This window comes from Bifidobacterium choladohabitans, assembly GCF_016102005.1.
Classification (GTDB): domain Bacteria; phylum Actinomycetota; class Actinomycetes; order Actinomycetales; family Bifidobacteriaceae; genus Bombiscardovia; species Bombiscardovia choladohabitans.
Map to the genome: position 1 here is coordinate 62,792 of NZ_JACFPL010000004.1, position 24,919 is coordinate 87,710.

Here is a 24,919-nt window from a genome sequence, read left to right on the forward strand (position 1 = left end):
CCCGGCCTGGCGGATTCGGCTGCAGGTTACTGCAGGTTACGTGATACCAGATGAGGGCCCGTGTGATCTCGACGATTGCACGGGCCCTCGTTTTGTTTTTCTCGGGGTCCAGGTTATTGGCAGCAGGTCAGCGCAGGTGCCTGGGGGAAAGCAGGGTGCGCCAGCGTCGGGTTCGTGGTAGGGATTTCAGGATGGCGGCTCGAAGCTTGTCCACCAGCTGCCAGCAGTCCTCGGCCTCCTGCTCATCCGAAGGGTGCCGGTCGAAGGAGGCCTGATCGGCCATGCTGCGCAGTCGATCCAGATCGCCGCACAGTCCGGCCGACGAAGACCCTGTGGGGTCGGTCAGCAGGTTCCGGGTGATCAGAGCCTCCTGCTCGCTACGGGTGCCGTCCAGGGACAGTCCGGTCTGTCTGCCTAGGTTGCTGATTTGTCGCCAGCCGGCACGGATACGTGTCTTCGGGTCGCCGGTCGACCGGGCCCGTCGGCGCAGCCAGGACTTGAAGGCCAGCAGGAGCAGAACCAGCAGAGCAGGCAGCCAGAGCGGCATGGTCCAGAGCGTCACTTTGGCTATCAGGGGTCCGTACCGCTTCCAGAAGGAGGGCGAAGACTGCCGGGATGCGTCCTGCCCGCCAACGGTGGTTCGACCCTGGGTGGTCCGGTCGTCACGGGGAGGATCGACCAGCGGGGGAGGCGGCTGGCGGACCAGGGTGCGCGGATCGGGTGGTGTGGAGTCCAGTGACTTGTCCGGGGTCTTGGTCTCCGGTGGCGTGGGGTAGAAGGGGACCCACCCGAGTCCCTTCAGATTGACCTCCACCCAGGCCTGGGCATCGCGTCCTGTGAAGTCGATTCGGGTGCTCCCGTCCGCCTGGGTCCTGGTTCTTGCCCGGCTGATGGAGCCATCGCGGTTCTTGGGCACGAATCCCAGGACAACCCGGGATGGCAGACCCATCTGCCGGGCCAGGAGGGCCATGGCCGAGGCGTATTGTTCGCTGTCACCAACCATTGCCTGGCCCTGCAGGAGCTGATTGATCCGATAGTCGCCATGGCCGGAGGGCGAGGGATAGTCGCCGGCCAGACCATGGGAGAACCATCCCTCCCGGTGCAGCCGTTCCTCGATGGCCAGCGCCCTGGCGCCGCCCCGCGCCTGCATGGACGTCATGGAGGCAGCCGACTTGGGCAGGCTCTCAGGGGCATCCGCCAGGGGAGGCACCTGTGCATCTCCTGGATCGCTGTCGGTTATGCGGCGGGTTGCTGGTCGGTCTTCGGCCACGCCGCGCACCGTATAGCTGGCCCCGGCCTGCAGGGTCTCATCGGTCAGTGCGGTGTCTGTGGCCTTGTTGAAGTAGAGGTCCTTTCGTTGCAGGCCCTGATCCGGGTCGATGCCGTCGACCTGCCCGGCGGAGGGCAGCCAGGCGTGGTCGAATCCCTCTCGAATCTGGAAGGTTGCGGTAAAAGGCTGTCCGGTCTGTTCGCCGTCTTTGGCCTTCTCCTGCTGGGTTTCTGTGCGGATCTGCGCGCCGATGCGCCGGTAGTCGGCGGCTCCTGCGCCCGAGGAGTCGGACAGGTTCCAGACCTTGCCGTCATAACGATCCATGACGGCCATTCGGACCGGCGTGCCGGCGGGCAGGTTGCGAACTGTGACCAGGGTTTCGTCCTGATGGCGTTTGATATAGGCGCGGTAATCGCTCAAGGGGCTGGTGAACCGGTAGGGGTCCATGGGGGGCTGATAGTGGTCTCGGATGACCAGCCGGGTCGGGGCGGGCAGCAGTCCAGCGGAGAAAATCAGTCCGGCTGTCAATGCCAGGGTCAGAAGCGTAGAGGCGAGTCCTTGCAGGCGCAGCAGACCCATTCCGCTGGCGCACCAGATCAGCAGGAGCAGCCAGAGGATGCCGCCCGTCAACGCCGGGTGGAGGCCTCTGCTGGTGCCCATGACGGCTGACACAGCCATGGTGGCCAGGATGGGCAGGGTGGCTGCCAGGACGGCCACCGGGTGCGCCGGCCGTCCCAGGTTGCGACCCAGGCCATGGCGGGCCAGCAGCACGGCCAGATAAGAGGTCCAGAGCATCAGCGTCCACAGGGCCATTAGCCCGCCTGCCTCCTGGCCAAGTGGCGGGTCGATGGCTGCCAGGGTCTTGAACGCGCCGAAGGTGGCGGACCACCCTTGTGTCAGGGTTGCCCAGGTGGGCAGGACGTGTGCCAGAGTGGTCCCGTTCAGGGCGAAGATGGGACCCAGCAGGAATTGGGCCGCAATTAGCAGCAGAGGTTGCAGGAGGGCTGTGGCAATACCACGGCGGGGGAGCAAGGCAATCATCAGTCCGACCAGGCAGGCTACGGCTCCCACTGTCAGCCAGAAGGGCAGGCTGCCGTAGACCGGAAGCAACTGCAGTCCAGCCAGCAGATTGAGGGGGGCAAGTGCGGCGACCATAATGATAGGGGAGCGGCGCCTGGTGGGGTCGACAGTGGATTGCAGACCTGCCCGGTCAATCAGGCGTATGGGCTCCCTCTGGACTTGGTCCATCCATGATGCAGATGTGCTCATGGCTGGTTCTCCAAGAGGATGGGAAGGTCCTGCAGGCTGCCCAGAACGGCGTTGGCCAGGCCTGGCTGCGTCTGCAGACTTGGATTGGCATCCAGGTCAGCAGCCAGCAGCATGACCGGGGAGGAGCTCTGGGCAGATTCACCCGCCAGGACTGAGGCCTGGCCGCCGCCCAGCGAACCGGTTACCAGAATGGTCAGGCTGGTTCGTTCAGGAGCGTCAGCCAGGTCTGGCTTGTCGTAGCTGTCCTGGCTGGGGCGGATGGCACTGCAGGCATCCAGAAAGCTTCGGGGATCCTCCGTGGGCAGGGTGGTTCCATGGGCATCTAAATCCTCGGGTTCCGGGGCCAACGCTTGCAGCCGACGGCCATCAAGCAGGCATCGGCAACCCAGGGAGGCGAAGAGTTCAACTGCCAGTTCGAACTCATCCGCGTTCCGGTAGGAGGCGGCCTGGCCGTCCAAAATCAGTTCGGTCCTGGTGCGCAGGGTGGGCTCGTACTGGCGGACCATCAGGGTACCGGCCCGGGCGGTGGACAGCCAGTGGACCCGCTTCATGTCGTCGCCCGGAGCATAGGGGCGAAGGGCATGGAATTCCAGATCGTCGTCGACAATGCCGGGACCAGGATCGCCCTCCAGGTCGCGTTCCAGTCCGGCTTCAAGGGGCGGCAGGGCCACCGTGCGGGGATGGATGTAGAGTTTTCGGGCCCCAGTCAGGATTCGGCGGCGGCGGATGAGTCCCAGCGGATCCCCGGCCTCCATGGTCACCGGGCCCAGGTCAATCACGCCACGGGACCTGGCTTCCAGCTTCAAGCGGATCTGGTGACTCTGGCCGGGAGCCAGGGCTGGCAGCGGCGCCATGATGGTTCCTTGGCCTAGAGCCAGACCGATTCGGCCACGGCGGGTGGAACGGCTGCCCGGATTGGTTAGAACCAGGACCAGCTCAGCCTGGCCCCCCACCTCCAGACGGCCCTGGTCCAGACTCGTTTCAGCGCTACAGGACAGGTTGCCCAGGCTCATCAGCAATCCCAGCAACAGCATGCCCACGCCCAGCAAAGTGCCCGCCAGCAGTTCACGCCAGCCTGTAGGGATGAAGGCCAGAGCGCACAGGAGTGCGGCCAGAGCCATGGCCCGGCCCAGGGCAGTGACGGACTGCCACAGGTCAACGGCCCGGGATCGCAGGCCCTGTCTGGATCCTGTCGAGGATGCCGGCCTTGCCTCCGGGGCAGGTCGGCGGGCGAAGGCGGTCATGGCTCACTGCTCTCCTGTGGGGACGGGGACCTTGGCAAGGGCTTCGGCCAGCGCCTGGTGTTCGTCCATGTCCGCCAGCCTGCTCTGGGCGGTCAGGAGCAGCCGGTGGGCCAGGATGGGGTCGACCAGGTCCTTGACATCGTCGGGGATCACGTAGTCGCGGCCCTGGGCGCAGGCCCGGATCCTGGCGCAACGGACCAGGGCCAGTCCGCCTCGGATGGAGGAGCCGACCCGGATGGCGGGGCTGTGCCGTGTGGCTTCGATGATGTGGATGACGTATTCCATGATGGAGGAATCGCAGAAGACCTTGGAGGCGCAGGCGGCCATGGCCTCCAGTTGGTCGGCATCGACCACCGGTTCGACCAGGCCGGCCCGGTCGCGGATGTCGGCCTCTTGGAGGATGCGCATGCTGGCATCATGCCCCGGCGCACCCAGGGAGGTGCGGATCAAAAAACGGTCCATCTGAGCCTCGGGCAGGGCATAGGTGCCCAGCTGCTCGATGGGATTCTGGGTGGCCATAACCATGAATGGCTGGGGGAGGCGGTAGGTACGGCCATCCACGGTCACCTGGCCTTCCTCCATGACCTCCAGCAGGGCCGACTGGGTCTTGGGGGAGGCTCGGTTGATCTCGTCAGCCAGAACCAGGGAGGCGAAGACCGGCCCGGGCCGAAAGGAGAATCGTCCTTGAGACTGGTCGTAGAAGGTCACGCCCAGCAGATCGGAGGGCAGCAGGTCGGGGGTGAACTGGATCCGCTTGCAGTCCACGGCGATTGAGGCGGCCAGTGCCCGTGAAAGCTGGGTCTTGCCGGTGCCCGGATTGTCCTCCAGGAGCACATGGCCTCCTGCGATCAGGGCGGTGACGCACAGGGCGATGGTCTCCTCCTTGCCCAGCACCGCCTGGCCGACGTTGTCGACTATGGAGCGGAAGAGGCTGGCGAAGGTCGATACATCCACGGCGGCTTGGCTGCGGTCCACTGCCTGGCTGCTGCCTCCTGCTTGGCCTGATCGTCTCTTCCGCCTGGCCTCTTCTGCCTGATCTCCTGCTTCGGTGAAAGACCGTTGGTTCTGACCGGTCTTTTCTGCTTCCCTGGGTTCGTCGGTCCTGACTTCGTATCTGGGAGCCGAGGTCCGCTCCAGTCGGGGGTGTCGGGACTGATCGGTGACATCGACGAGGTCAGGCCTGGCAGGGGTTGATGAGGACCGGGTGAACAGGTCACGGACCGGCTGGCGGACGGGGATGGTCCCGTCTTCCACCATGGTGCGATCCGATGGGACGGATTCCGCCTCGGACTCCTGAGTCCTTTCCTGCCTGGCAGCCACAGGGATGCGGCCGGGACGGGTCCGGTCGTCGCTCATCGCCTGGGAGGATTCCTGCTGGCCCAGACCGGCCATGAGGGCCTGGCGCTGTCGCTTCAGTACATCCAGTCGGTCGGCAGGGATCCGTCGGCCTTCGCTGCCTGCTTCGCGGGCGGCCTTGGGGGTACTCCTCCTGGTCGCGTCATCGGGGATGGTGCCGTCCTGCTGGATGGGTTCCTGTGCGTTTCGTTCATCCATGGTCATTCATCCTTGTCTGCTGAGGGGACCACTGACGGGTTAAGGGTCTTGTCGCTTGGCTTGTCGGCATCCTTGGGCAGGTCCAGCTCCTTGGTGGCGGCGGGCGAATGGCCTTCGGACCCCACCCCACGGATGCGGGCGACCGCCCGGAAGTTCAGCGTGGCGCCCGGTTTGGTTGACCCGGCGGGCAGGGTGATGACTTCACTGACCTCCGGCTGGTTGCAGGGCAGGGTCCAGGAAGCCTTGTCGGTGTCTAGGCCATCGATGCTCACCTGGATATCTGCACAGGGTCGGCCGTGTTCGGCACCGGGGTTCAGGACCAGCTTGACCTGGTCCTTGCCCTGGTACTCCAAAGTCTGGAATGCAGGCGGATCCGGATGCGACCAGGTGGCTCCAGAGGCTGAGGCCACAGGTCCTGATCCGGCCATATTGGCGGGGGTCACGCTCACTGTGCAGGTGCCTCCTGCCTCGTCATGGTCCACGTCGAAGACCGCCTTGGTGGCGGTGGCCGACCGCCATCGCGGCGAACCGCATCCGGAACCCTCGCCGTGGACCGTATAGCCCTGGATGGGTGAGCCATGATTCTCCGGCGGACGCCAGGTGACGGTCAGGGTTTCCTTGCTGCCGCCGTCCACGGTCAGTGCCTGCACGCCTCCGGGAAGCGCGTCAGGTCTGGCTGCCGCCGGCGAGGAGGCGGGGGACCAACCGACCTGGTTGTGGGCTTGGACTGTGAAGGAGTAGTCATGGCCGTTGGCCAGTCCGTCGACCCGGCAGGTGACGGCATTGCCGCAGGAGCGTTGTCCCGAGCCTGCCGATGAGGTGTAGGTGACCCGGTACTCGTCCACCGGACTGCCGTTGACTGCGCCCGGCTCCCAGGCCAGGAGAACCGTTCCGTCGCCTGCCTGGGCGGCGCCTGCCATCATTCTGGGGGCCTGCGGGCGGTCGATGATGCCCACGGTGATGGTGGCGCTGACCCGGCGTCCCGGATCCCGGCTGCCATCCTCGATCGTGGCCAGAATGGTGTTGGTGGAGGCGCCGATGTCGCGATCGGCTTTGATGGCGATCCTTCCGTCGCCCAGGCTGGTGGCTGTCAGTCGTGAGGTGTCGTCGCTGACCAGGCCGACCAAGCGTAGCGGAGTGTCAGGGAAGGGGTTGAGGGCGCCGTCGAACAGGTCCAGTTCCAGACTCTGCCCGGCCTTGAGCCCTAGCTGACGCGAGGGGACCGAAGCCAGGGGTCGGGTGGTGGCGACGATGCGGAAGACCAGGACCGTATGCACATCGCCGGAGGAACTGGTGATGGTCACCGGCAGTGTGGCCTTGGTGCCGGGCGTCGCGGTCTTGTCGGCGGCTACGTTCAGTTGGCCCCGCGGGCTCACCTTGACATGGATCGGCCCCTGTGGGTCCCCGGAGGAGAAGGTGCTGTCGGCCGGGTCGCTTCCCTGGGGCCAGCGGGTCATGGCGGTCAGGGAGATGGTCTGTGCCGGCTCCCCGGCCACCAGATCGATGACCGGTGCAGAAAGGACCGGCGGGGAGGCTCTGCCGCCTACCACGGTGATGGGCAGGGTCAGTACCGACTCGTTGACGATGGCCTGGCCCCCTGGATCCCCGTCACGGACGGCAAAGGTCAGCGAGGCTGGGCCGGCATAGTCCTTGGCGGCGGTGAACCTCAGGGTGTGCTCGTCCACGTAGGGGTCGGATCCGTCGGACTTGGTGGCCGAGACTGACTGGCGGGAGGCGATCCGTGCGGTCTTGCCCGCACCCACCCTGACCTGGTCGGCGATGTCGATGGTGATGCTCTGTCCAGCCCGCACTTTCAGAGCCGGAGCCCGGGGTCTTAGCATCGGGGGGAATACCCCGTAGGCTGGGACTTTCACAAAGGCCATTGAAGTGATCTTGTACCGGGTGTTGGTCACGGTGTAGGGCACCGCCCTGGCCTGGTCGGTCAGATCGATGACCAGCTTGGTGGAGCCGGCTTCGCCCACGATCCTGGCATGGGCACGGGCGCTGGGATGAATCCCAAGGCGCAGGTCATCGAGGGTGCCGGATGGGTTGCTGATGGAGTCGGCCAGATCGACCTCCACACTGCGCTTGTCCACCGTGTCCTCGGGAGCAACCTGGTAATCCTGGGCTATGGGCGGCTGGATGGGGGCCTGGGGATCCGAGACCACGGTCAGTGTGGCCTGGTCGCTCAGCCCTGCCCGGTTGCGTGCCTTGTAGACCAGATAGGAGGTCCCTGGCTGCGAAGGAGCAGTCAGCCGGATCATGTCGGCCTCTACGCCGGCCTGGTCCAGGCCCTGGCGCTCCAGGTTGGGATCCAGCCTCAGGGGGTCGTCGTCCCCAGAGATGTCATTGAGCAGGACCGGCACGTCGGCCACGGTCCCAGGCCGCAGCCTGACCTTATCGTCCCGGGCGAAGACCCCGGTCACCGACGAGTCGGGGAAGACGCCGATGCGGACGCGCGCCTGGGCACGCTGCCCCACCCAGTCCTCCACGGCGTAGGTGAACTCGTCGGTGCCGTGCGAGTCGGGATAGGCCTCATAGATCAGGTAGTCGGCCCCGGCTTTGACAATCCTTCCCAGCCTGGGCGCCTGGTTGCCCAAGCCGGACAGGGTGTCGCAGTCTCCGTCCGGGTCGATGCCGGTCAGCGGGACGGGGATGCGTACCTTGGTCCCGGCAGCCACCTGGGCCCGTAGATCCTTGGGGGTGGGTGCGGGCTTGCTGGCAGGGTCGGAGGCATGCACGCGGAAGGTGATGGTGCCTGAGGCTGCGTTACCCAAGTCGTCCCTGACCGTATAGGTGGCAGGGAAGTCCCCGGTGCGCTCGCTGGCCTGATACCTGACCGTATCCCCGGATACGAAGGTCAGACCCGCAAAGTTCCGCTGATCCGTAGTCAGCTGCTGGTCCAGGGTGACGCTGGTTCCGTCAGCGTGGGTGACCTTGTCCATGACCGAAACCGTGACCAGACCCGATGAGCGGACACCTACCGTCAGATTCGGGGCCTTGGGCGCCGAGGCTGCCCTGCTCAAGGAAGGGGGCTGCAGGACGATGGTCCCTTGAGCGCTGCCTTCGGCGTTGGCGACCGTGTAGGCGATGCTCAGCGGGCGTGTGGGAATTTTTCTGGCTGACAGATAGACCCGACGGTGGTCCACGATGCCGACCTTGATGCCGGAGTCCGGGTCCACGCGCACATCGGTCAGCGCCAGCACTCCGCCCATGGGATCCAGATCGTTGTCGAGCGGATCGACGATGGCGGTCTGGTCGGCCCCCAGCAGGGCCACGTCGTTGACGGGTACCGGCGGCGCGGATCCGCCCTGGTCGTGTTCCACCTCCAGCCTGACCAGCCCCTGGGTCTCCTGGTCGCCCTGGGCCACCCGGTAGGGCACATAATAGGTGCCCGGGTTGGCGGCGGTGGCGGTGAAGGAAAGGCTCTCGGCGTTGACCTCCAACTGGATTCCATCGGGTTTGTCGACCCGGACCAGGCGGAGGGGCTGAGCGGCATTGGCATGTGCGCTCCTGCTCAGGTCCACGGTCACCTCTCGGCCGGGAGTGGCCTGACGGATGACCGGATCAACCAGTGGGGCCAGGGTGTTGACGGGTCTGACGGTGAAGTAGATGAGTCCCTGTCCGCTCATGAGTCCGTCCGAAACGGTGACTTTGACAGCCAACCGACCGGAGGTGGCCGACCCAGCACTCATGGTCAGCTGCCCATCAGCCCTGGTGGAAAGGGATATTCGATCGGAGTTGACGGATTCGGCACCTACCAGTGTCAGCGGGTCTCCGTCAGGATCCTCGAAGCCGGCCAGAGCGTTGACGGTTGTCGTGGCGCCCTGCTCCACCTCATACTCGGGAGGGGTATCGTTCTGGACCGGTGCTTGGTCACTTCGGTCCATCTTGGCCGGGGCGATGTTCAGGTCGATGCCAGCCGAGGAGACCTGGCCGCGACCGTCGGTGATGGAGTAGTTGATTCGGGCCCGGCCGACAGGTGCGTCGCTGGCATCCACCTGCAGGTAACGGCCGTTCATGACCGGGGTCAGGCGCAGATTGCCCTGCGAGCTGCGCGCATCCTCGATTCGCAGAACCGAACAGTCGGTCTGACGATCGTTGCGAAGGGGGTCCAGCAGGGCTCTGGAACCGGCCCGAATGCCCAGACTGTCGTCCTCGGCCTGGATGGGTTGGGATCCTGAGCGACAGGTGGCAGCGAACCGCTGGCGGTTGTCGGCCGAGTCCTGGCGCTGATCGGTTTTGTTCGTGTGCTTGACCTCCATGGTTTGCCACTGCGGCCGGATCACCTTGGTGGAGGATTGCGGGTTCCAAACATCGCCAGTCAGCACGTCGTTGAGGATGACCCTCCGGTGGTTGGCCCGGAAGACCAGGTCCGAGGTGGGGCTGATGGCTTCCAGGGTGGTGGGACGCGGCTGGGGTGACCGGACCTTGGGCCCGGCCGTTCCTGTTGCGCACAGGCGTAGGAAATTGCTTCCCGAGGAGGCCCAGGCTGTCCAAAGGCATCCGCCGGAGGAGACCGGCTGGGCGGGCTGGCCGCTGCCGCCTGTGCGTACGGTCTCGACCTGTTTGCGCGGATGGTCCAGATCAACCAGGTGGACGCTTTCCTGATCGGTCAGACCCACCCAGGGTCCCTGACGGTCCATGTCCACAGGAGTGGACTGGAGTTGCAGGTCTCCCCGGTGCGGTATCCGGACGGATCCCTGGGGCCAGTAAAGCCGGTTGCCAGCCAGGAGGACGGGTCTTCCATCGATGACGCTGAAGGCAGTGGCCCGAACGGGGGCGTGATCCGTCAGGGAGTCCAGCTCACGGTGGGCCCGGGAGTCCGGTCCGTCGATTTTCAGCACGACCCCGTCCGAGGGCCGGTAGGCGTAGACGGTTCCGGAGGCATCCACGGTGACGGCGGCCCCGGAGCCCAAGGTCAGCACAGGGTCGCGGCGTTGCGGGTCCATATCTCCCGGAGAAGTGGCCTGACCCACCCAGACCTTGCCGGTCCGCGCCTGGAAGAGGACCAGAGTGGGCCCGTTGACCATCCGCTGGACCCTGGCATCCGATCGGGTGGTGTCTCCCAGTGTGGCGGTGGAGGCCGCTATGGGAGCCATGCCTCCTTCACGGCCCAGGATGACCGCATATCCGCTCTGGGCCAGGTCGAAGTGGTCCGTGCCTGTCGACAGGGCCACGTCCGCCTCGCCGATGTCGGGCTTGAACCGGGCGACCTTGCGCTCGTTTTCGGAGGTGATCCAGATGCTGCCGTCATCCACCTGAACGGCACGGCGGTCCACTCCATGCATGAACAAGGCGCCCAGTATGAGCAGGACCAGAGCCGTCAGCGTGACGGCCAGGATGGTGGCAGGGTTCTTGGCGCGGACGGCCAGGGCATGCCGCAGACGCAGCCCGGCCCGGCGCATCCGCAGGAAGCGTCCCTGCAAGTCCATAATCCCCTGGGTTCCTTTCCTGTTCTGCCGCACAGGCCAGGATGCCTGACCTATACCTTTCCTATACCTTTATCTTGTGCCCTTGTTGGTTAATTGATCCCGGACCGCCGTCGATGCCCTCTCTGACGACTGATTTTAGCTGGTTTGCCAGGTCTTGGCGGTCTGTGAAAGTCGGGGTGGTCGAATGTGGAAATTCATCCACCGAAGGCTCATTGGACGGCGCAAATGATCGTGGGTTCCTGGGACATGCTCCTGTCGGCCCGCACCAGGGTGACGCTGATGCAGGTCTGACCCCCCTGCGGGCTGTCGACACGGGCGGCCGGCTGTCGGGTCTGCACGCTGCGGCCACGGTCTCCGGTGCCGCCCTGATCCAGGGGATGCCAGACATAGGTGTCTCCCGGTTTGGGGTCGGGATTGGCCCAGGTGAAAACTGCCGTGGTGCCTTGGTAGCGGCCTTGGCCCTGGGTGGGTGAGGGAACCGGGCCCTCCTGCAGATCCTGGGGGTCGCTCGAATCCGTCGGGTCCGGGGACTGCGCCTGTTGGGATTGGGCCTGGGAGGAACCTGTAGTAGTCGGCTGTGAACCACGCTCGGATCTGTTTGGCAGGCCGACAACCAGGGCCCAGACCAGTACCAGGGCCAGGATGACAGCGAGGATCAGTCCCAAAAGGACCAGACGGCGGCGGCCGCCAAAAAACCGCTTGGCCTGGCTGCCTTCATGGTCGGTGAACGCATCCCTGTCTGGGCGCAGACGCGGTTGGGAGCTGGCCCGTGCACCAGCCCAGGGGTGGCCGGGTTCCTTATTCTCTGGTCGCTTTCCCCCTCGGCCTGCAATGGGTCGGCCAGCAATGTCTCCGGTCCGGGAGTGTGAACGTACATCCTCCGTGGGGTAGGGGCCAATTCCCTCGCCGATGAAGGGCGTTGCATGGCCGTAGAGCTCTTGTTGGACCTCCTGGAGGGCCCGCCCGAACTCCAGCGCCGAGTAGTAGCGGTCGTCCCGGTCATGGGCCATGGCCTTCTCCAGGACGGCGGCCAGCATAGGGGAGGCCTCGCCCATGTGCAGAACCGGGGTTTCCGCTGTCAGGATCAGCTGGGCCAGGTGATCCTCATCCCGGGCCCGGTAGGCGTACTCGTAGGGGGAGCGGCCGGCCAGCATGCCGAAGAGCGAGGCCCCCAGGGAGTAGATGTCGCTGGCCTCTGATCCCCCCGAGCGGTTCGCCAGGACCTCTGGGGCCGCCCAGGGTATGGAAAGCCCGCCGGCTCGTTCGTCTCCATAGATGCCTGCGGAAATGCCGAAGTCAGCCAGGACGGGCAGACCCTGGTCGGTGATCAGGAAGTTGCTGGGTTTGACGTCCCGGTGCAGGATTCCGCGTTCATGGGCGCAGCAGAGGGCCGAGGCCATGCGCACCCCCAGGTCCAACACGCCTTCCTGGTCCATGCCCCCGTGAAGCATGATGGTCTTGCAGCTGCCGCCCGGAGCGTATTCGAGCACCAGGCAATCCCGTCCGTCATCGCTGACCAGCGCCTGGTGGATGCTCAGGATGCAGGGGTGGGTGGAGAGCTTGGCCAGGGTCTTGGCCTCCCGCAGAAAGAGCTGATGGGTCTGCTGGTCCATGCTGCCTTGGAGGGCCACCTTGACCGCCACGGGTCGGTTGAGCCCCTCCTGCTCGTACAGGTAGACGGCGGCGGTGCCTCCCAGATCCAAGGGGCGCATAAGCCGCAGCCCGGGCAGCGTTGGCGCCTGGTCCATGGATGGGACCGCACCCGGGCGCCGGGCCTGGGAACCATTCTGCTGCAAGGGGCATCACCTCCTAAGGAATGCCTGGGAACTGCTATCCACGATAACAGCACGCCGCTCCCGATCGGTCATCCTTTCAACCTCCCAAGAATGGTCCCGGACCAGCGGCTTCCGGGGCCTGCGGATGGACCATGCCGGACCCTATTCTTGTAGCTATGAGCAAGCAGCCACCGGTGGATCCGCAAGAGGCCATGGAACCGGTCCGCGCCCTTATCGGCGATCGGCTCCGGAACGGGGAGGGTCGGCCCACCCGTGCCCTGGTGGTGGCTGGTCCTCCCCGCAGCGGCAAGACCAGGCTGGCCACCCGGGCCCTGCTGGCCGGCATGGAACGGTTCGGCGACGGTGCCAGCATGGCCGTATCAGGTAGGACCGCAGCCGACCAGGTCAGCCGCCAGGTCATTCTTGAGCGGGGCAGGTCCGACCGTACCCGACCTGTGGGCACCCTGCAGGCCCTGGCCTTCCGTCTGCTGACACGGTCCCGGTTGGCCCAGGGAGGCCGCGATCCGCTTCTGCCCAGGCTGCTCAACGGCGCCGAGGAGGATGCCCTGCTCAGGCAGGTCATGACCGTCCACCTGGAGCACGTCCAGGCCGGGGACGACTGCGCGGTCTGCCGACTCCTGGAACGCTACTTTCGCAACGGGGCGGGCTGGTCCTCCGTCCTGGTCGGCGACGGACAGGGACGGGTCGTAGGGGTCGCCGACAGGTTCATCGCCCAGCTACGGGACATGTTCGCCCGCATGACGGAATTGGGCCTGGACAGGGGGGACCGGGACCAGCTTCTGGACGCCCTGGCCGTCCAGCCCATGGACCCCGACCGCCGCGATCGGCTGGGCCTGCAGTGGCGGCTGGCCTTCGCCCTGGAGGACGAATACCGCCAGAGCATCACCGAGAGCTACCCGGATGAATTCCGTCTGGACCCCTCCATGCTCATGGTCGAAGCCTCCCGCAGCCTGGACGGACTTGCTGATGACGACCTGCCCGACCTGCTGGTCGTGGACGATTGGCAGGACGTCACCCTGGCCGGGATGGGCCTGTTGCAGGGGTTGAACCGGGCCGGTTGCCGACTTCTTCTGGTGGGCAATCCCGACCAGTCGGTCCAGTCCTTCCGTGGCTCCTATCCGGAATTTCTGGCCACTCGTCTGACGACCCTGGCCAAGCCTGTGCCAGGTGACGCCGCCCCCCTTCTGGCCCAGGACTTCGCCTGCCTGGGCGCCGCCACCCTGACCCTGAAACCCCGGAGGATGGTGGTTCCGAAAGCAGTCGAAGAACATACCGAAGGCCGCCAGGGTTCAGATTCGGCGGCTCCGGGTTCCTACGCCGACCTGGTGGCTGCCAGGGTCAGCCTGGGCATCGCCGGGGTTGAGGAGGACGATACCCCCCTGCCTGCCAGACCCGGCAAGCTGCCCGCCTGGCCCGGCGCAGGACCGGTGGCGCCTCTGACCGACGGCGACAGTCTTATTCGCGACGGCAGCGTGCAGACCAGGCTCTTCCGCACCCCCGACCAGGAGGATGACGACCTGGTCTGGCAGGTCAAGCATGAGTTCCTGGCCCAGAAACGTGACTGGAACGACATGGCCGTCATCGCCCACGACAACATGACCCTGCGCACGCTGGGCCGCAAACTGCGTGTGCAGGGCGTGCCGGTGCGCTTCTCCTCAGTGACCCGTCCGCTCAGTCAGGAACCAGCCATCCAGGGTCTCTTTGCCCTGGTCGAGCTGGCCCAGTCGGTACTGGACCCTGGAACTGCCGGAAGAGACCCGGACGATCCTGCCCAGGTGGCCGCCTGGATCCGTTCGCGCCTGCGCACCCTGATGGCCGGCCCCCTCTTCCGGGTCCCCGCCACCGCCGCTCGTGCAGAGCGTCCCGTCAGGATGGAGCGCCTGGAGTCCATCATGGAGACCATGGCCGCATTGGCCCCCCTGTCCGGCCAGCAGGGAAGCGAGGCGGACTCGTCGGGCACCTTGGACGATCTGCCGCTCCTTGGACAGGCCTGGCGGACCTGGGTGGAGGATCTGGCCGAGCGGCGGGCTCAGCGGGACCGTTCATCCGGCATCAGTGTCGACGATTCCCTGTTGGCCAGGCATGATTCCGTCGAGCCAGGGGCAGCGTCCGGTCCCTTCTCCACTGCCTCGGCCCCCGACCAGCCGGTGGATCTGGGCGACCGGGATGCCCAACGGCCAGCCATTCTTTCCGTTCAGGCCCTGGAGACCCTGCTGGTTCTGGACCCGGATGACCGATCCTCGGGAATCATCCTGGAGGCCATGACCGCCATCGCCGGAGGTCGCCGGGAGGATCCTGACGTCCAGGTTCTGGAAAAGGCCCTGCAGGTTCTGCGTCTGACGGCCACCCGCATCAGCGCTCTGGAGGACCGTCAGCCCCAATACGTGCTCTGGGAGGCCTGGCGGAGCCTGGACCTGGCCGATGACTGGCAGCGGAGGGCCCTGATGGCCACCCAGGAGGGGGAGGAGTCCAACGACCGCCTGGACGCGCTCATGCGGCTCTTCCAGTACGCGGCTGGCTCCCGTCGTTTTCCCACGGTCGAGGCCTTCATGGACCAGGTGCGCACCATGCAGATCGAGGCCGACTCCTTGGCGCGGATCGGGCCCATTGAGCACGCCGTCACGCTGACCACACCCGCCGGCGCTGCCGCCCTGGCCACCGACTGGCCCCTGGTCTGGTTGCCCGCCGTCCAGGACGGGGTCTGGCCCAACCTGATTCCCCGCGACACCATGTTCGGAGCCGAGGAGCTGGCCGACCTGGTCCTGCACAATCGCATCGGCGACCCCCTGGCGGACACGCTCAGCCACGATCCGGCCCTGCGCTCCATCCTCTACGCCGAGAAGAAGGGCTTTCTGGAGGCACTGACCCGGGCCCGAACCCAGGTGCGCATCAGTGCGGTCTGGAACGATGACCTGGTTCCTTCGGACTTCCTCTACGGCTACCTGCCCGAACGCTATCCACGCACCGCCGATATGAGTCAGGCCGAGTTCAGCATGGTCGGCGCTGGCTCAGGCGGCAGAGAGCGCTACGGGGGGCTGGAGGTGTCTGCCAGGGGTCTGACGGCGGCCGCCCGATCCATCCTGGCTGTCCAGGCGTTGCTTCCGCATGACCAGATTGACCGTGACCGGGTGGACGATGCCGTACAAACCTTGCGGTTGCTGGCCTATCAGGGTCAGGATTCGGCCGATCCACGGCATTGGCCCTTCCTCTACGACCAGTCGACATTGGATCAGCATGTCCCAGACGGGCAGTCCACGATTGGGTCGGCCTCGGACCGGCATGCCTCAGATGAGCAGGTTTCGGATGAAGGGGCCCCGGTTGAGCAGGCTGCCGGGTCAAGGGCTGTGGCCGCCGCCGCAGGTGTCGCATCGGTTGTTGAAAAGGACCGTGCCTCCCGTTCCGCACCGGCTTCCTCCAATCAAAACACCCAGGCGGGTCCAAGCCATGACCGTGACCAGCGTCATGAGCACCGCCACGAACACGGGTCCGACCGCCAGGTGGTTCTCCTTTCACCTTCGGCGGTCGATGCCATCTGGAACTGCCCCCTGGAGTGGGCCCTGGGCGATCAGTTCTCCGGCCCATCCCCATCCAGGGTGCCTACGGAGTTCGGCTCCCTGATCCACAAGGTGGCCAGCGAGGGTACAGCCCAGGGTCTGGACCGTCCCGGCCATGGCGACCCGGATGCCCGCCAGCAGCAGGTGCGGGATGCACTTCTGGACATCTACCAGGATCTGGCTCCCCAGGAACAGCGTCTGCGGGACCCGGACGAGCTCTATGACCAGCGCGGCCGCAGCAGCCGGGTGGAGCCCATCCTGGACAACCTGGCCTCTTATTTCGTGCGCTCCTCGGATTCCGAATACGGCCTGGAGGGCAAGAGCCCGGTCCCGGTCGGCGACCTGCTGGGGGTGCAGAGCGAGCGCTCATTTGATGTCAGCCTGTCCGTGGAGGACCTAGTCCCTCTTTGGAAGGCCACCTTCCCTGACAGGCCCCTGGATGCCGACGTGCTCTTCGCCCTGATGTCCGGCCTGGTAGACGGCTTCCCCGCAGCCCTGGATGCCAGGACCACAGTCAGGCTGACCGGCCGCATCGACCGTCTGGAGGTCAGGTCCCTGCCCGAGGGCATCCGTCTGCGGCTGGTGGACTACAAGACCGGCAGAGTCCCCTATACCCAGGGGCAGCTCTTCAACGACCTGCAGCTGGTCTGCTATCAGCTGGGACTGGCCTTCCCGCCCACTCCTGGCAGCAGCCCGGAGGTGGGGGCGGCCTGGAGTCTGCCCCAGGCCCCCGATCTGGAGAGGACCGAGGGGATGAAGCTGAGCCAGTCCCTGCTCCTGCAGCTGCAGACCCCGCCCAAGGATGAGCAAACGGGGTTGCGCCGGGAGGAGATGGCCTACCAGCCTCCACTGTTCGAGCGCGACAGGCTGGTCACCATCGCCCAGCCCAGAACCGGTATGCCCTCCCCGCTCAAGTCCAAGGCCGAGCCTGCGGACTTGTCCGAACAGGTTCCGCCCGGGGTGGATGCGGACCTGTGGGCCATGGTCCGAGCCTCCAGAGTCTCCTCCCAGGCTGTATGGGGGCTGACCATGATAGCCAGGGTCTTCTTCGCCGCAGGAGTCAAGCTGACGGCCGGCCGGGATGATGCGGTCTTCGACCCTGCCCGTTGCCATCGGGCCAGCAATGGCCAGGAATGTCAGGCATGGCAACTGGTGGCGCCCAATCTACTGGAGGATCAGGAATGAAGCAGACTGCCGAACAGTCCGCCATTGTCGATGCGGATGTGAACGAGGATCTTCTGGTGGTGGCCGGTGCCGGCTCGGGCAAGACCATGACCATGACTAGCCGGATCATCGCCCTGATCCGCCGGGGAGTGCCCTCCGAGCAGATTCTGGGGTTGACCTTCACCCGTAAGGCCGCCTCCGAGCTCCAGTCCAGGGTGGGTGCGGCGGTCATTCGACGCGATCAGGGCAGAGGCGCCTCGGCCGTAGATCCCGAACGCAACTTCCTCAAGCCGACCGTGTCAACCTATGACGCCTTCTTCCAGTCCATCGTGCGCCAGTACGGCCTGCTGGTGGGCATGGATCAGGACACCCGTCCCCTGAGTTCGGCGGGAGCCTACCAGTTGGCCTCCCAGGTGGTCGCCGACCATCTGGATCTGATCTTTCCTGCCGGCGCCTCGGCGCAGGATGGCGACTCCGACGACCTGGGCTCCGCCACCTTCTCGACGACCGTCAACCGGGTTCTGGGGCTGACCGGGGCGGTGACCACCTCCATGATCAGCAGCGACTGCCCGGATTTCGACCAGGCTGTGGAGCGGATCCGCGCCTGGGACCGCGCCTTTGTGGATCGTTCGGACCGGCTCATCGGCGACCAGCCCGTGCCGGCCACCGAGCCCACAGTCAGCACCTCACCGCCCAAGCGAAGCAAGAAGGAGACCGACGAGCACTATCAGGGTAAAATCAAGGACTTCCAAGACAAGCGGCAGAGCATTCGCCTCCACCGGGTGGATGCCATGCGACGGGCCGTCCTGACACGCGAGAAGCTGCTGACCCTGGTCCAGGACTACCAGCGGGCCAAGCGTCAGGCCAACATGGCCGAGTTCGGCGACTTCACCCTGGCCGCCTTCCAGCTGGTCGAGCGTTTCCCCTCCATCAGCGCCCAGCTGCGACGCCGCTACAGCCACGTCTTTCTGGACGAATACCAGGACACCTCCACCACCCAGGCCCTGCTTCTGGCGGCCATCTTCCACCCGCAGAATCGGCAGGAGGAACAGGGGAGTGCGGATCAGGCTCCCGGCAGGTCGGCCGTGACCGCCGTGGGCGACCCCTTCCAGTCCATCTATGCCTGGCGCGGGGCCAGTCCCGGGGCCTTCCGCACCTTCCAGGCCCAGTTCGGCATGTTGGCCGACCGACCCGACTCCGGCAGCGGCCCCTTGTCGGGGGTGGCAGCCTTTGGGCGCTCGCAGGACCAGGACCCGCTGACCCTGTCGCGCACCTTCCGCAACTCCAGCTGGGTGCTCAAGGCCGCCAACCAGCTGACCGTCCCTCTACGTCACAGGGGCCAGGAGAGCCGGTCCGAAGCGGAACTGCGCGAGGTGGACGTGGCCAGGCTCCGTCCCCGTGAGGACGCCGACCCGGGTACCGTGGGCCTCTTGGGCTACAGCACCGGTGGCCAGGAGATCGATGGCGTGGTCAGGTTCGCCCTCAGGGCATGCGAGCTCTATGGCGACCAAGGCGACGCACCACACGTGGCTGTCCTCTTCCGCTCCAAGGCCGCCCTGCCCAGGTACCGCCAGGCCATGGAGGCTGCAGGGCTGAGCTGCCAGGTCGTCGGGTACTCCTCCCTCTTCGACCGGCCCGAGGTCATGGATTTGCGGGCCCTGCTCTCCCTGATCTGCGACCACACCGACAGCGATTCCCTGATGCGCCTGCTGGCCTCGGCCCGGTTCGGCATGGACGCGGCCGATCTGAGCGCTCTGGCCTCCCTGGCCGCCAAGGTCAACGAGGACAGCCAGTACCGGGCCCTGGTCCGTGCCGGCCTGATCGAGTCCGACCCCGATCCGCGCCGCCGTCGCGAGGATCTGCACCGTTACCGTGACCAGGTCCCCAACGATGTCTTCCTGGTGGACCTGTTGCTGCGCGATGACCTGCCGGACCTCTTGAAGAGCTCCGGGCTTTCCGCCAGGGGACGGGTCCTGGCCGCCGAGGCCGCCCGGGTCATCTGCCAGGTCCAGGCCGAGTCCTCGGCCCCCCTGCGTCAGGTGGTCATCGCCGCCATCCGTGCCCTGGACCTGGACGTGGACCTGGTGCTGGCCCGCTCCCTGGCCAATCCTGAACGTCCTCTGGAGCCCAGTCAGGCCAAGGCGGGCATTCAGGCCCTGCTGGACCAGGTGGATGTCTACCTGTCCGAGCTGCCCCAAGGCCTGGGGCCCAGCCTGCGCGGGTTCGTCTCCTGGCTGTCCTCCCTGGATCAGAGCCCCGAAATGCCCACTGACGGGGACGACCGACAGGCCGACGTGGCCCTGATGACCGTCCACCAGGCCAAGGGTCTGGAGTGGGACGCCGTGGCGGTGGTCGGGCTGAAGCGCGGAGCCTTCCCCAGCAGCCAAGGCGACCGGCTCACGGTCAAGCCCGCCTCGGACCAGCCGGTGGTCCCATCTTCGGACGGCCCGGTCTACCAGTACGACTGCACGGCCCGTACCTGGCTGGTCGATCCCCAGTCCGTGCCGGTGCCGGTCCGGGCCGATGCCATGATCCTGCCCCGCTTTCCCCACGACGCCCCCCTGGGAGCTGACCCCGAGGACCTGCTGGGTCGACTGGACCTGGCGGGCCTGGAGGAGGAGGCCATGGGCCTGTCCCGGGAGAGCGGACTGGACGACCAGGCCCGCCCGGTCCGGGCCGATGCCATCGCCCCCTCTCAGCGCGAACAGTATGGCCGTCGGCTGCTGGACGACGAGCGACGGCTGATCTACGTGGCCTCGACCAGGGCCCGGCATGACCTGCTGCTGACCTTCAGCCAGGATTCCCAGGCGGAGTCTGCGGCCCTGAACACGCCGGCTCCGGACCCGGATAAGGCCTCCAACTTCTGGACCGAGCTGGTGGAGCTCTTCCAGGAAGAGCCCGATGCGGTCAAGCTGGAGCAGGCAGAGGATGCCCAGGAGGGCCAGCCAACGCCGCCCTTGGGGCTCTTTGTCGGTGAGCATGCCCAGTCCTACCGCCAGGCCATCGTCGACCGTGCCCTGGAAGAGGTGGACCAGGTCGCCGCCCGCGACGGCCAGCGTGATCAGGCGCTTTGGCCCCCGGTTCTGAATGCGCGCACACGCGAAGCTTTGAATCGCTCGGTCGCCTGGGTGCACGCCGGAAAACCAGGCGGCCACGAGATCCCTGAGGAGGGCGATGACGGTCTCTACGCCAATGCGGTCCGCGTCCTGCAGGTCAGCACCGGCCGTCTGGGGGTCGCCGACGACCAGCTGCTCACGGATCTGGATCTGCTGCGGCGCACCGGTCGTCGGATCCTGGGGCATGGAGCCAGCAGCGTCACCGCCATCCAGGCCGGTTCGGCAGGGGGCGATCCCAAGATGGAGAGGGACTACTGGCAGGGGCTGGTCAGGCCCATACCACAGGTGGCCTCCCCGCAGGCCGAGGCAGGCACCCGCTTCCACGACTGGGCCAGGCGCTTCATCCTGCCCGAAATCTCCGCCCCCCAAGGACTGGTGGACCTGCCCGATCAGGCGGAGACAGCGAACCTGCTCGATGGCCCACTGGGTCCCGGGGCCATGGCTGAGCGGGCCCGCATGCTGACCGGGCTTGACCAGGAGCGGGAGACCCTGGATCCCAAGGCCGATCCCGTTCAGGCTCGTCTGCTGACCTGGGAGCGGCGGCTGGCTGAGTCCGACTGGGCAGAGCGCACCCCCGTCTGGGTGGAACGGCCCATCGTGGCGGTGCTGGCCGGTCGCATCGTCAAGGGCAAGTTGGATGCGGTCTTTGCCGGCGGACTGGACCCTGATCGCCCGGATCTGCGCTACACCATCGTGGACTGGAAGACCGGAGCACGACCGCACGGAGAGGAGTCGACCAACCGCCGTCTGGTCCAGTTGGACTTCTACCGGCTGCTCCTGTCACGCTTGGAGGGTATCGGCCTGTCGACCATCGACGCCTGCCTTTATTATGTAAGCGAAGACCGGCCCCAGGATCGACTCATCAGGGCCCGTGCCAGGACCGAAGAAGAAATTCTCGCATCCCTGGCCGAGGGCATCCCCGAGCAGTCGGACGAGGACTGAGTCTGCGGCAGACCCCGCCGGACAAGGGCGATGGGTGCCGCGCATCAGCAATCATGAACAGCAGGCGATCGGCGGACGGCCCAGGGCCGTCGTGGGGCCGGGCACGCCCGAATGGAGCAATGAGACAGATGACAACGTCCAGTAGTCACGACCAGGCCTCCCTGCGGAGGGGGAGCGTGCAAATAAGACCCATGGTCTGGGCGGATATGCCCGACCTGGTGGGGACCTTTGATGCCACCTGGAAGGTGCAGGAGGATCCCGAGGGGACTGTGTCCCGGCTGAGCGCCGCGCATTTTATCCTGCATTATCTGGTGGGTGCCACCAGGGCCCGGATAGCCGTCGATGGGCAGGACTTTCTGGGGGTGACCCTGCTGGCCGAGGGGCGCGGCGAACCCTGCTTCCCCCAGGCCCAAGAGGAGCTGGAGCAGGTGGACCAGCAGCTGTCCGCCACGACGTTGGGCGCTCGGACCCTGGACCGGGCCCGCCAGTGGCAGCTGACCGAGGTCAAGTTGGAGGAGAAGTGCGGTTTGGCGGTCCCGCCCCAGGCCGAACTGAGGCTCTTCCTGGTCTCCAGCCGTGCCCGGGGCCGCGGCGTGGGCGGCGCCCTGTGGCGGGACAACCTGGAGCATCTGGATCAGGCGGGCATCGAGCGCTTCTACCTGCATACGGACTCCTCCTGCGATGTGGGCTTCTACGACCACAAGGGCATGGAGCGGCTGGCCGAGCTCAAGGGGCGGGACCATGCCGCCTTCGCCGGGCGCGACCCCTCCGACGACCCGCAGTTCTTCGAGGGGATCGACGACATCTTCATCTATGCCGGCCGTGTGAGCGACCAGCTGGGCAGGGACGGTGATCATGGCGGCCGCTAAATCCCCATTCCTGCGCCTATTCACCTACCCGGGCGCCGCCGGTTTCTGCCTGTCTGCCGTCCTGGCCCGACTGCCCTTGGGCATGATGGGTCTGGGTATCGTACTGGCCTTGAACAACATCTATGACAACTGGACCTCGGCCGGTCTGATGAGCGCCGTCTACACGCTCTGCGCCGCCCTGGTCACCCCTTTCTACGCCCGTCTGTTCGACCGGTTCGGCCAGCGTCGGGTCGGGGTGACGGCCCTGATCGTGCAGGCTCTGGCCATCCTGGGATTTGCCGTGGGCGCCATGCGCCGGGTTCCCCTGGGTGTGCTCTTTGTGCTGGCGGCCCTGATGGGCCTGACCCAGTTCGCCTTCGGAGCCCTGGTGCGCACCCGCTGGGCCTGGGTGCTGCGCGACGACAAGACCAACCTGCTCAACACCGCCTATGCCCTGGAGTCGGGGCTGGACGAGTGCGTTTTCATCCTGGGGCCCATCCTCTCCGCCTACCTGGCCACCTCGGTCAGCCCGGTCTCCCAGCTCTACCTGCCTGCCCTGGCCCTGCTGATCGGCGGACTGACCTTCTTCGCCATGCGTTCCACCGAGCCACCGGCTGTCGTTCGCATGGAATCCGTCAGCCAGTCTGCGGCGGATCATTCCCCGGTGGACGCCCACGGGGACGTCCTGCCGAGTGATGCTGACGGCCACCAGGGCTCCCGCTCGGCTCTGGTCTACCCGGGCATCCTCCTGTTGGTCGTGATTTTCGTCGTCTTCAACATGAGCTTTTCGGCGGTGGATGTCTCGGTGACCGCCCTGACCAAGTCCATGGGCCGTGAGGGTGCTGTAGGCCTGCAGCTGGCCCTGTTCGCCCTGGGCTCCCTGTGCGGGGCGCTGATCTTCGGCTCGGTCAGGCTCAAAGGATCCCGCTGGCGCTATCTGACGACCTTCCTGGTGCTGCTGACCCTTGGCTACGTGGTCTTCCGCCTGGTCATGGACAACCTGGTCCTGCTGGGTCTGGCCGAGGTGCTGACCGGCCTGTGCGTCTCGCCCATCTTCGCCACCGGCAACCTGATTGTGCGCGAGAACGTGGATGCCCGGGCCCTGACCGAGGGGCTCTCCTGGCTGTCCACCGGCGGATCCATCGGCACCTCCCTGGGATCCACCCTGGCCGGAGTCGCCCTGGATCAGTTCGGGCCCCACGGCGGCATGACCATCCCGGCGGTGGTCACCTGCTGCGCTGTTCCTCTGGCTCTGCTGGGCTGGGCCAGGAGCCGCAGGAGGGGTATGGTCGTGAAAAAGACCGAAAATGCACAGTGAAAACAGTGAAATAAACAGATAAGAAGGAGGCAGCCGATGATTCGCGTATCGGTGCTGGGCGCAGGCGGACGCATGGGAACCGAGGTGGTGCGTGCCCTGAAGGACGCGCAGGATATGCAGACGGCCCTGCTGCTGGGGCCGGATGACGATCCGGCTGCCATCAATCCGAGCAACACGGATGTGGCGGTCGACTTCACCAGCCCCGATGCCGTCCTGGGCAACACCTTGGCACTGATAGGGCAGGGGGTCCACACCGTCATCGGCACCACCGGTTGGACCAAGGAGCGCCTGGACCAGGTCAGGCAGGCCTTGGACGGGCATCCCGGACTCAGCGTCTTCATCGCTCCCAACTTCGCCATCTCTGCAGTGCTGGCCGACCGGTTCGCGGCCATGGCAGCCCGCTACTTCGAGTCGGCCGAGGTGGTCGAGCTGCACCATCCCGACAAGGTCGACGCCCCCTCCGGCACGGCTCTGGGAACCGCTTCCGCCATCGCCGAGGCCCGCCGTCAGGCTGGGATGGGTCCCATGCCCGACGCGACCCAACAGCCTGATGCTTCCAGGGGCCGGGTGGTTGACGGTGTCCATGTCCATGCCGTCCGGCTGCGGGGACTCAACGCGCACGAGGAGATCCTCATGGGCAACCCCGGCGAGCAGCTGACCATCCGCGCGGATAGCTTCGAGCGTGTCTCATTCATGCCCGGAGTCCTCCTGGCAGTCCGCCGTGCCGGAAGCATTCCCGGACTGACCGTGGGCCTGGACCATTATCTGTTCTGATATCCGCAAGAGCGTCCCATCTGCTTCCTCCCGCCCCTTTCGGACTGGTGATCCCCGTCATGATCACGTCCATGAACAAGGACGGATCCGTGGATTATGGGGCAGCCGCCAACCTGGCCTGGACTCTGGTGGCTGATGGGGCCGACGGCATTCTGGTCAATGGCACTACAGACGAGTCTCCCGTCACCCAATGGAGGAGAAGGTCACCTGGTCAGGGTCGTCAAGGATGCCGTCGATGTGCCTGTCGTCTCCGGAGCGGGCTCGAACGACACGGCGCGCAAGGTCCGGTGGTGGAGATGACCCAGGAGGCTGGGGCCGATGCACTGCTATTCGTGGCTTTCCCGGGATGGGGTGGTGGTCCACTTCCGTTTGGTGCGCGAGTCGGCTCAACGGCCAATCATTTTCTATGATGTGTCTGGACGGACCGGACTGCACATCGAGATGGACACCTACCGGCGGTTGGCTGTGTGTCTGGTCCTGCTGGTCCAGGCGCTGAATGGCCAGGGCCGCTTTGAAGGCGGCCGGCAGGCTGGATCAGACCGCCATGAGGCTGTCCGATCTGGGTTCCGATGAGGGTCAGGTGGTTCTTGTCTGAAAGGGCATGTAGGCCGCCGGGCTGATCTGAATCAGTCCTG

At 66.1% G+C, this 24,919-nt stretch carries 10 protein-coding genes and 1 pseudogene; 6 read left to right on the forward strand and 5 right to left on the reverse strand.

The genetic code is table 11. From position 1 onward, the window contains the following. Nucleotides 1–127 precede the first annotated feature (127 nt). From H3S97_RS07500 to H3S97_RS07520, 5 genes are all read right to left on the reverse strand, one after another. Nucleotides 128–2,539, reverse strand: a complete 2,412-nt coding sequence (locus H3S97_RS07500) for a transglutaminase-like domain-containing protein (protein ID WP_198220154.1) — start codon at nucleotides 2,537–2,539, stop codon at nucleotides 128–130. After that, entirely contained in the window at nucleotides 2,536–3,783 is a 1,248-nt protein-coding gene (locus H3S97_RS07505; protein WP_198220155.1) for a DUF58 domain-containing protein, read from the reverse strand. Before H3S97_RS07505 ends, H3S97_RS07500 begins: the two co-directional genes overlap by 4 nt. A 3-nt stretch (nucleotides 3,784–3,786) precedes the next feature. Continuing rightward, nucleotides 3,787–5,337, reverse strand: a complete 1,551-nt coding sequence (locus H3S97_RS07510; protein WP_232356370.1) for an AAA family ATPase — start codon at nucleotides 5,335–5,337, stop codon at nucleotides 3,787–3,789. Nucleotides 5,338–5,339: 2 nt separating this feature from the next. Further along, a complete protein-coding gene (locus tag H3S97_RS07515) occupies nucleotides 5,340–10,772 on the reverse strand; it encodes an Ig-like domain-containing protein (protein ID WP_198220156.1) in 5,433 nt (1,810 codons plus the stop codon). Nucleotides 10,773–10,981: 209 nt separating this feature from the next. Then, nucleotides 10,982–12,568 (reverse strand): serine/threonine-protein kinase, encoded by a 1,587-nt coding sequence (locus tag H3S97_RS07520; protein WP_198220157.1) that lies wholly within the window; start codon nucleotides 12,566–12,568, stop codon nucleotides 10,982–10,984. 155 nt (nucleotides 12,569–12,723) lie between these two features. Between H3S97_RS07520 and H3S97_RS07525 the strand changes: the two genes are divergently transcribed. The 6 genes and pseudogenes from H3S97_RS07525 to H3S97_RS07550 form a co-directional block, all read left to right on the forward strand. Next, a complete protein-coding gene (locus H3S97_RS07525; RefSeq protein WP_198220158.1) occupies nucleotides 12,724–17,307 on the forward strand; it encodes a PD-(D/E)XK nuclease family protein in 4,584 nt (1,527 codons plus the stop codon). Beyond that, complete coding sequence (locus tag H3S97_RS07530) at nucleotides 17,304–21,344, forward strand: ATP-dependent DNA helicase (RefSeq protein ID WP_198220159.1); 4,041 nt, start codon at nucleotides 17,304–17,306, stop codon at nucleotides 21,342–21,344. Before H3S97_RS07525 ends, H3S97_RS07530 begins: the two co-directional genes overlap by 4 nt. A 128-nt stretch (nucleotides 21,345–21,472) precedes the next feature. Further along, nucleotides 21,473–22,213: a GNAT family N-acetyltransferase gene (locus H3S97_RS07535; RefSeq protein ID WP_198220160.1), complete on the forward strand. Its 741-nt coding sequence runs from the start codon at nucleotides 21,473–21,475 to the stop codon at nucleotides 22,211–22,213. Beyond that, nucleotides 22,200–23,510 carry an MFS transporter gene (locus H3S97_RS07540; RefSeq protein WP_198220161.1) on the forward strand — a complete coding sequence of 437 codons (1,311 nt, stop codon included), beginning with the start codon at nucleotides 22,200–22,202 and terminating at the stop codon, nucleotides 23,508–23,510. The genes H3S97_RS07535 and H3S97_RS07540 overlap by 14 nt, the downstream gene beginning before the upstream one ends. Before the next feature lie 36 nt (nucleotides 23,511–23,546). Further along, nucleotides 23,547–24,284: a 4-hydroxy-tetrahydrodipicolinate reductase gene (gene dapB / locus H3S97_RS07545; protein WP_198220162.1), complete on the forward strand. Its 738-nt coding sequence runs from the start codon at nucleotides 23,547–23,549 to the stop codon at nucleotides 24,282–24,284. Beyond that, nucleotides 24,284–24,749: pseudogene (locus tag H3S97_RS07550) on the forward strand (dihydrodipicolinate synthase family protein); the annotation flags it as partial. The gene dapB and the pseudogene H3S97_RS07550, both read left to right, overlap by 1 nt. Nucleotides 24,750–24,919 lie beyond the last annotated feature (170 nt).

Excerpts from the sequence above, each read along its gene's own strand:
- H3S97_RS07500 (WP_198220154.1), bottom strand. The coding sequence starts at position 2,539 with ATGAGCACATCTGCATCATGGATGGACCAAGTCCAGAGGGAGCCCATA.
- H3S97_RS07505 (WP_198220155.1), bottom strand. The coding sequence starts at position 3,783 with ATGACCGCCTTCGCCCGCCGACCTGCCCCGGAGGCAAGGCCGGCATCC.
- H3S97_RS07510 (WP_232356370.1), bottom strand. The coding sequence starts at position 5,337 with ATGGATGAACGAAACGCACAGGAACCCATCCAGCAGGACGGCACCATC.
- H3S97_RS07515 (WP_198220156.1), bottom strand. The coding sequence starts at position 10,772 with ATGGACTTGCAGGGACGCTTCCTGCGGATGCGCCGGGCCGGGCTGCGT.
- H3S97_RS07525 (WP_198220158.1), top strand. The coding sequence starts at position 12,724 with ATGAGCAAGCAGCCACCGGTGGATCCGCAAGAGGCCATGGAACCGGTC.
- H3S97_RS07530 (WP_198220159.1), top strand. The coding sequence starts at position 17,304 with ATGAAGCAGACTGCCGAACAGTCCGCCATTGTCGATGCGGATGTGAAC.
- H3S97_RS07535 (WP_198220160.1), top strand. The coding sequence starts at position 21,473 with ATGACAACGTCCAGTAGTCACGACCAGGCCTCCCTGCGGAGGGGGAGC.
- H3S97_RS07540 (WP_198220161.1), top strand. The coding sequence starts at position 22,200 with ATGGCGGCCGCTAAATCCCCATTCCTGCGCCTATTCACCTACCCGGGC.
- dapB (WP_198220162.1), top strand. The coding sequence starts at position 23,547 with ATGATTCGCGTATCGGTGCTGGGCGCAGGCGGACGCATGGGAACCGAG.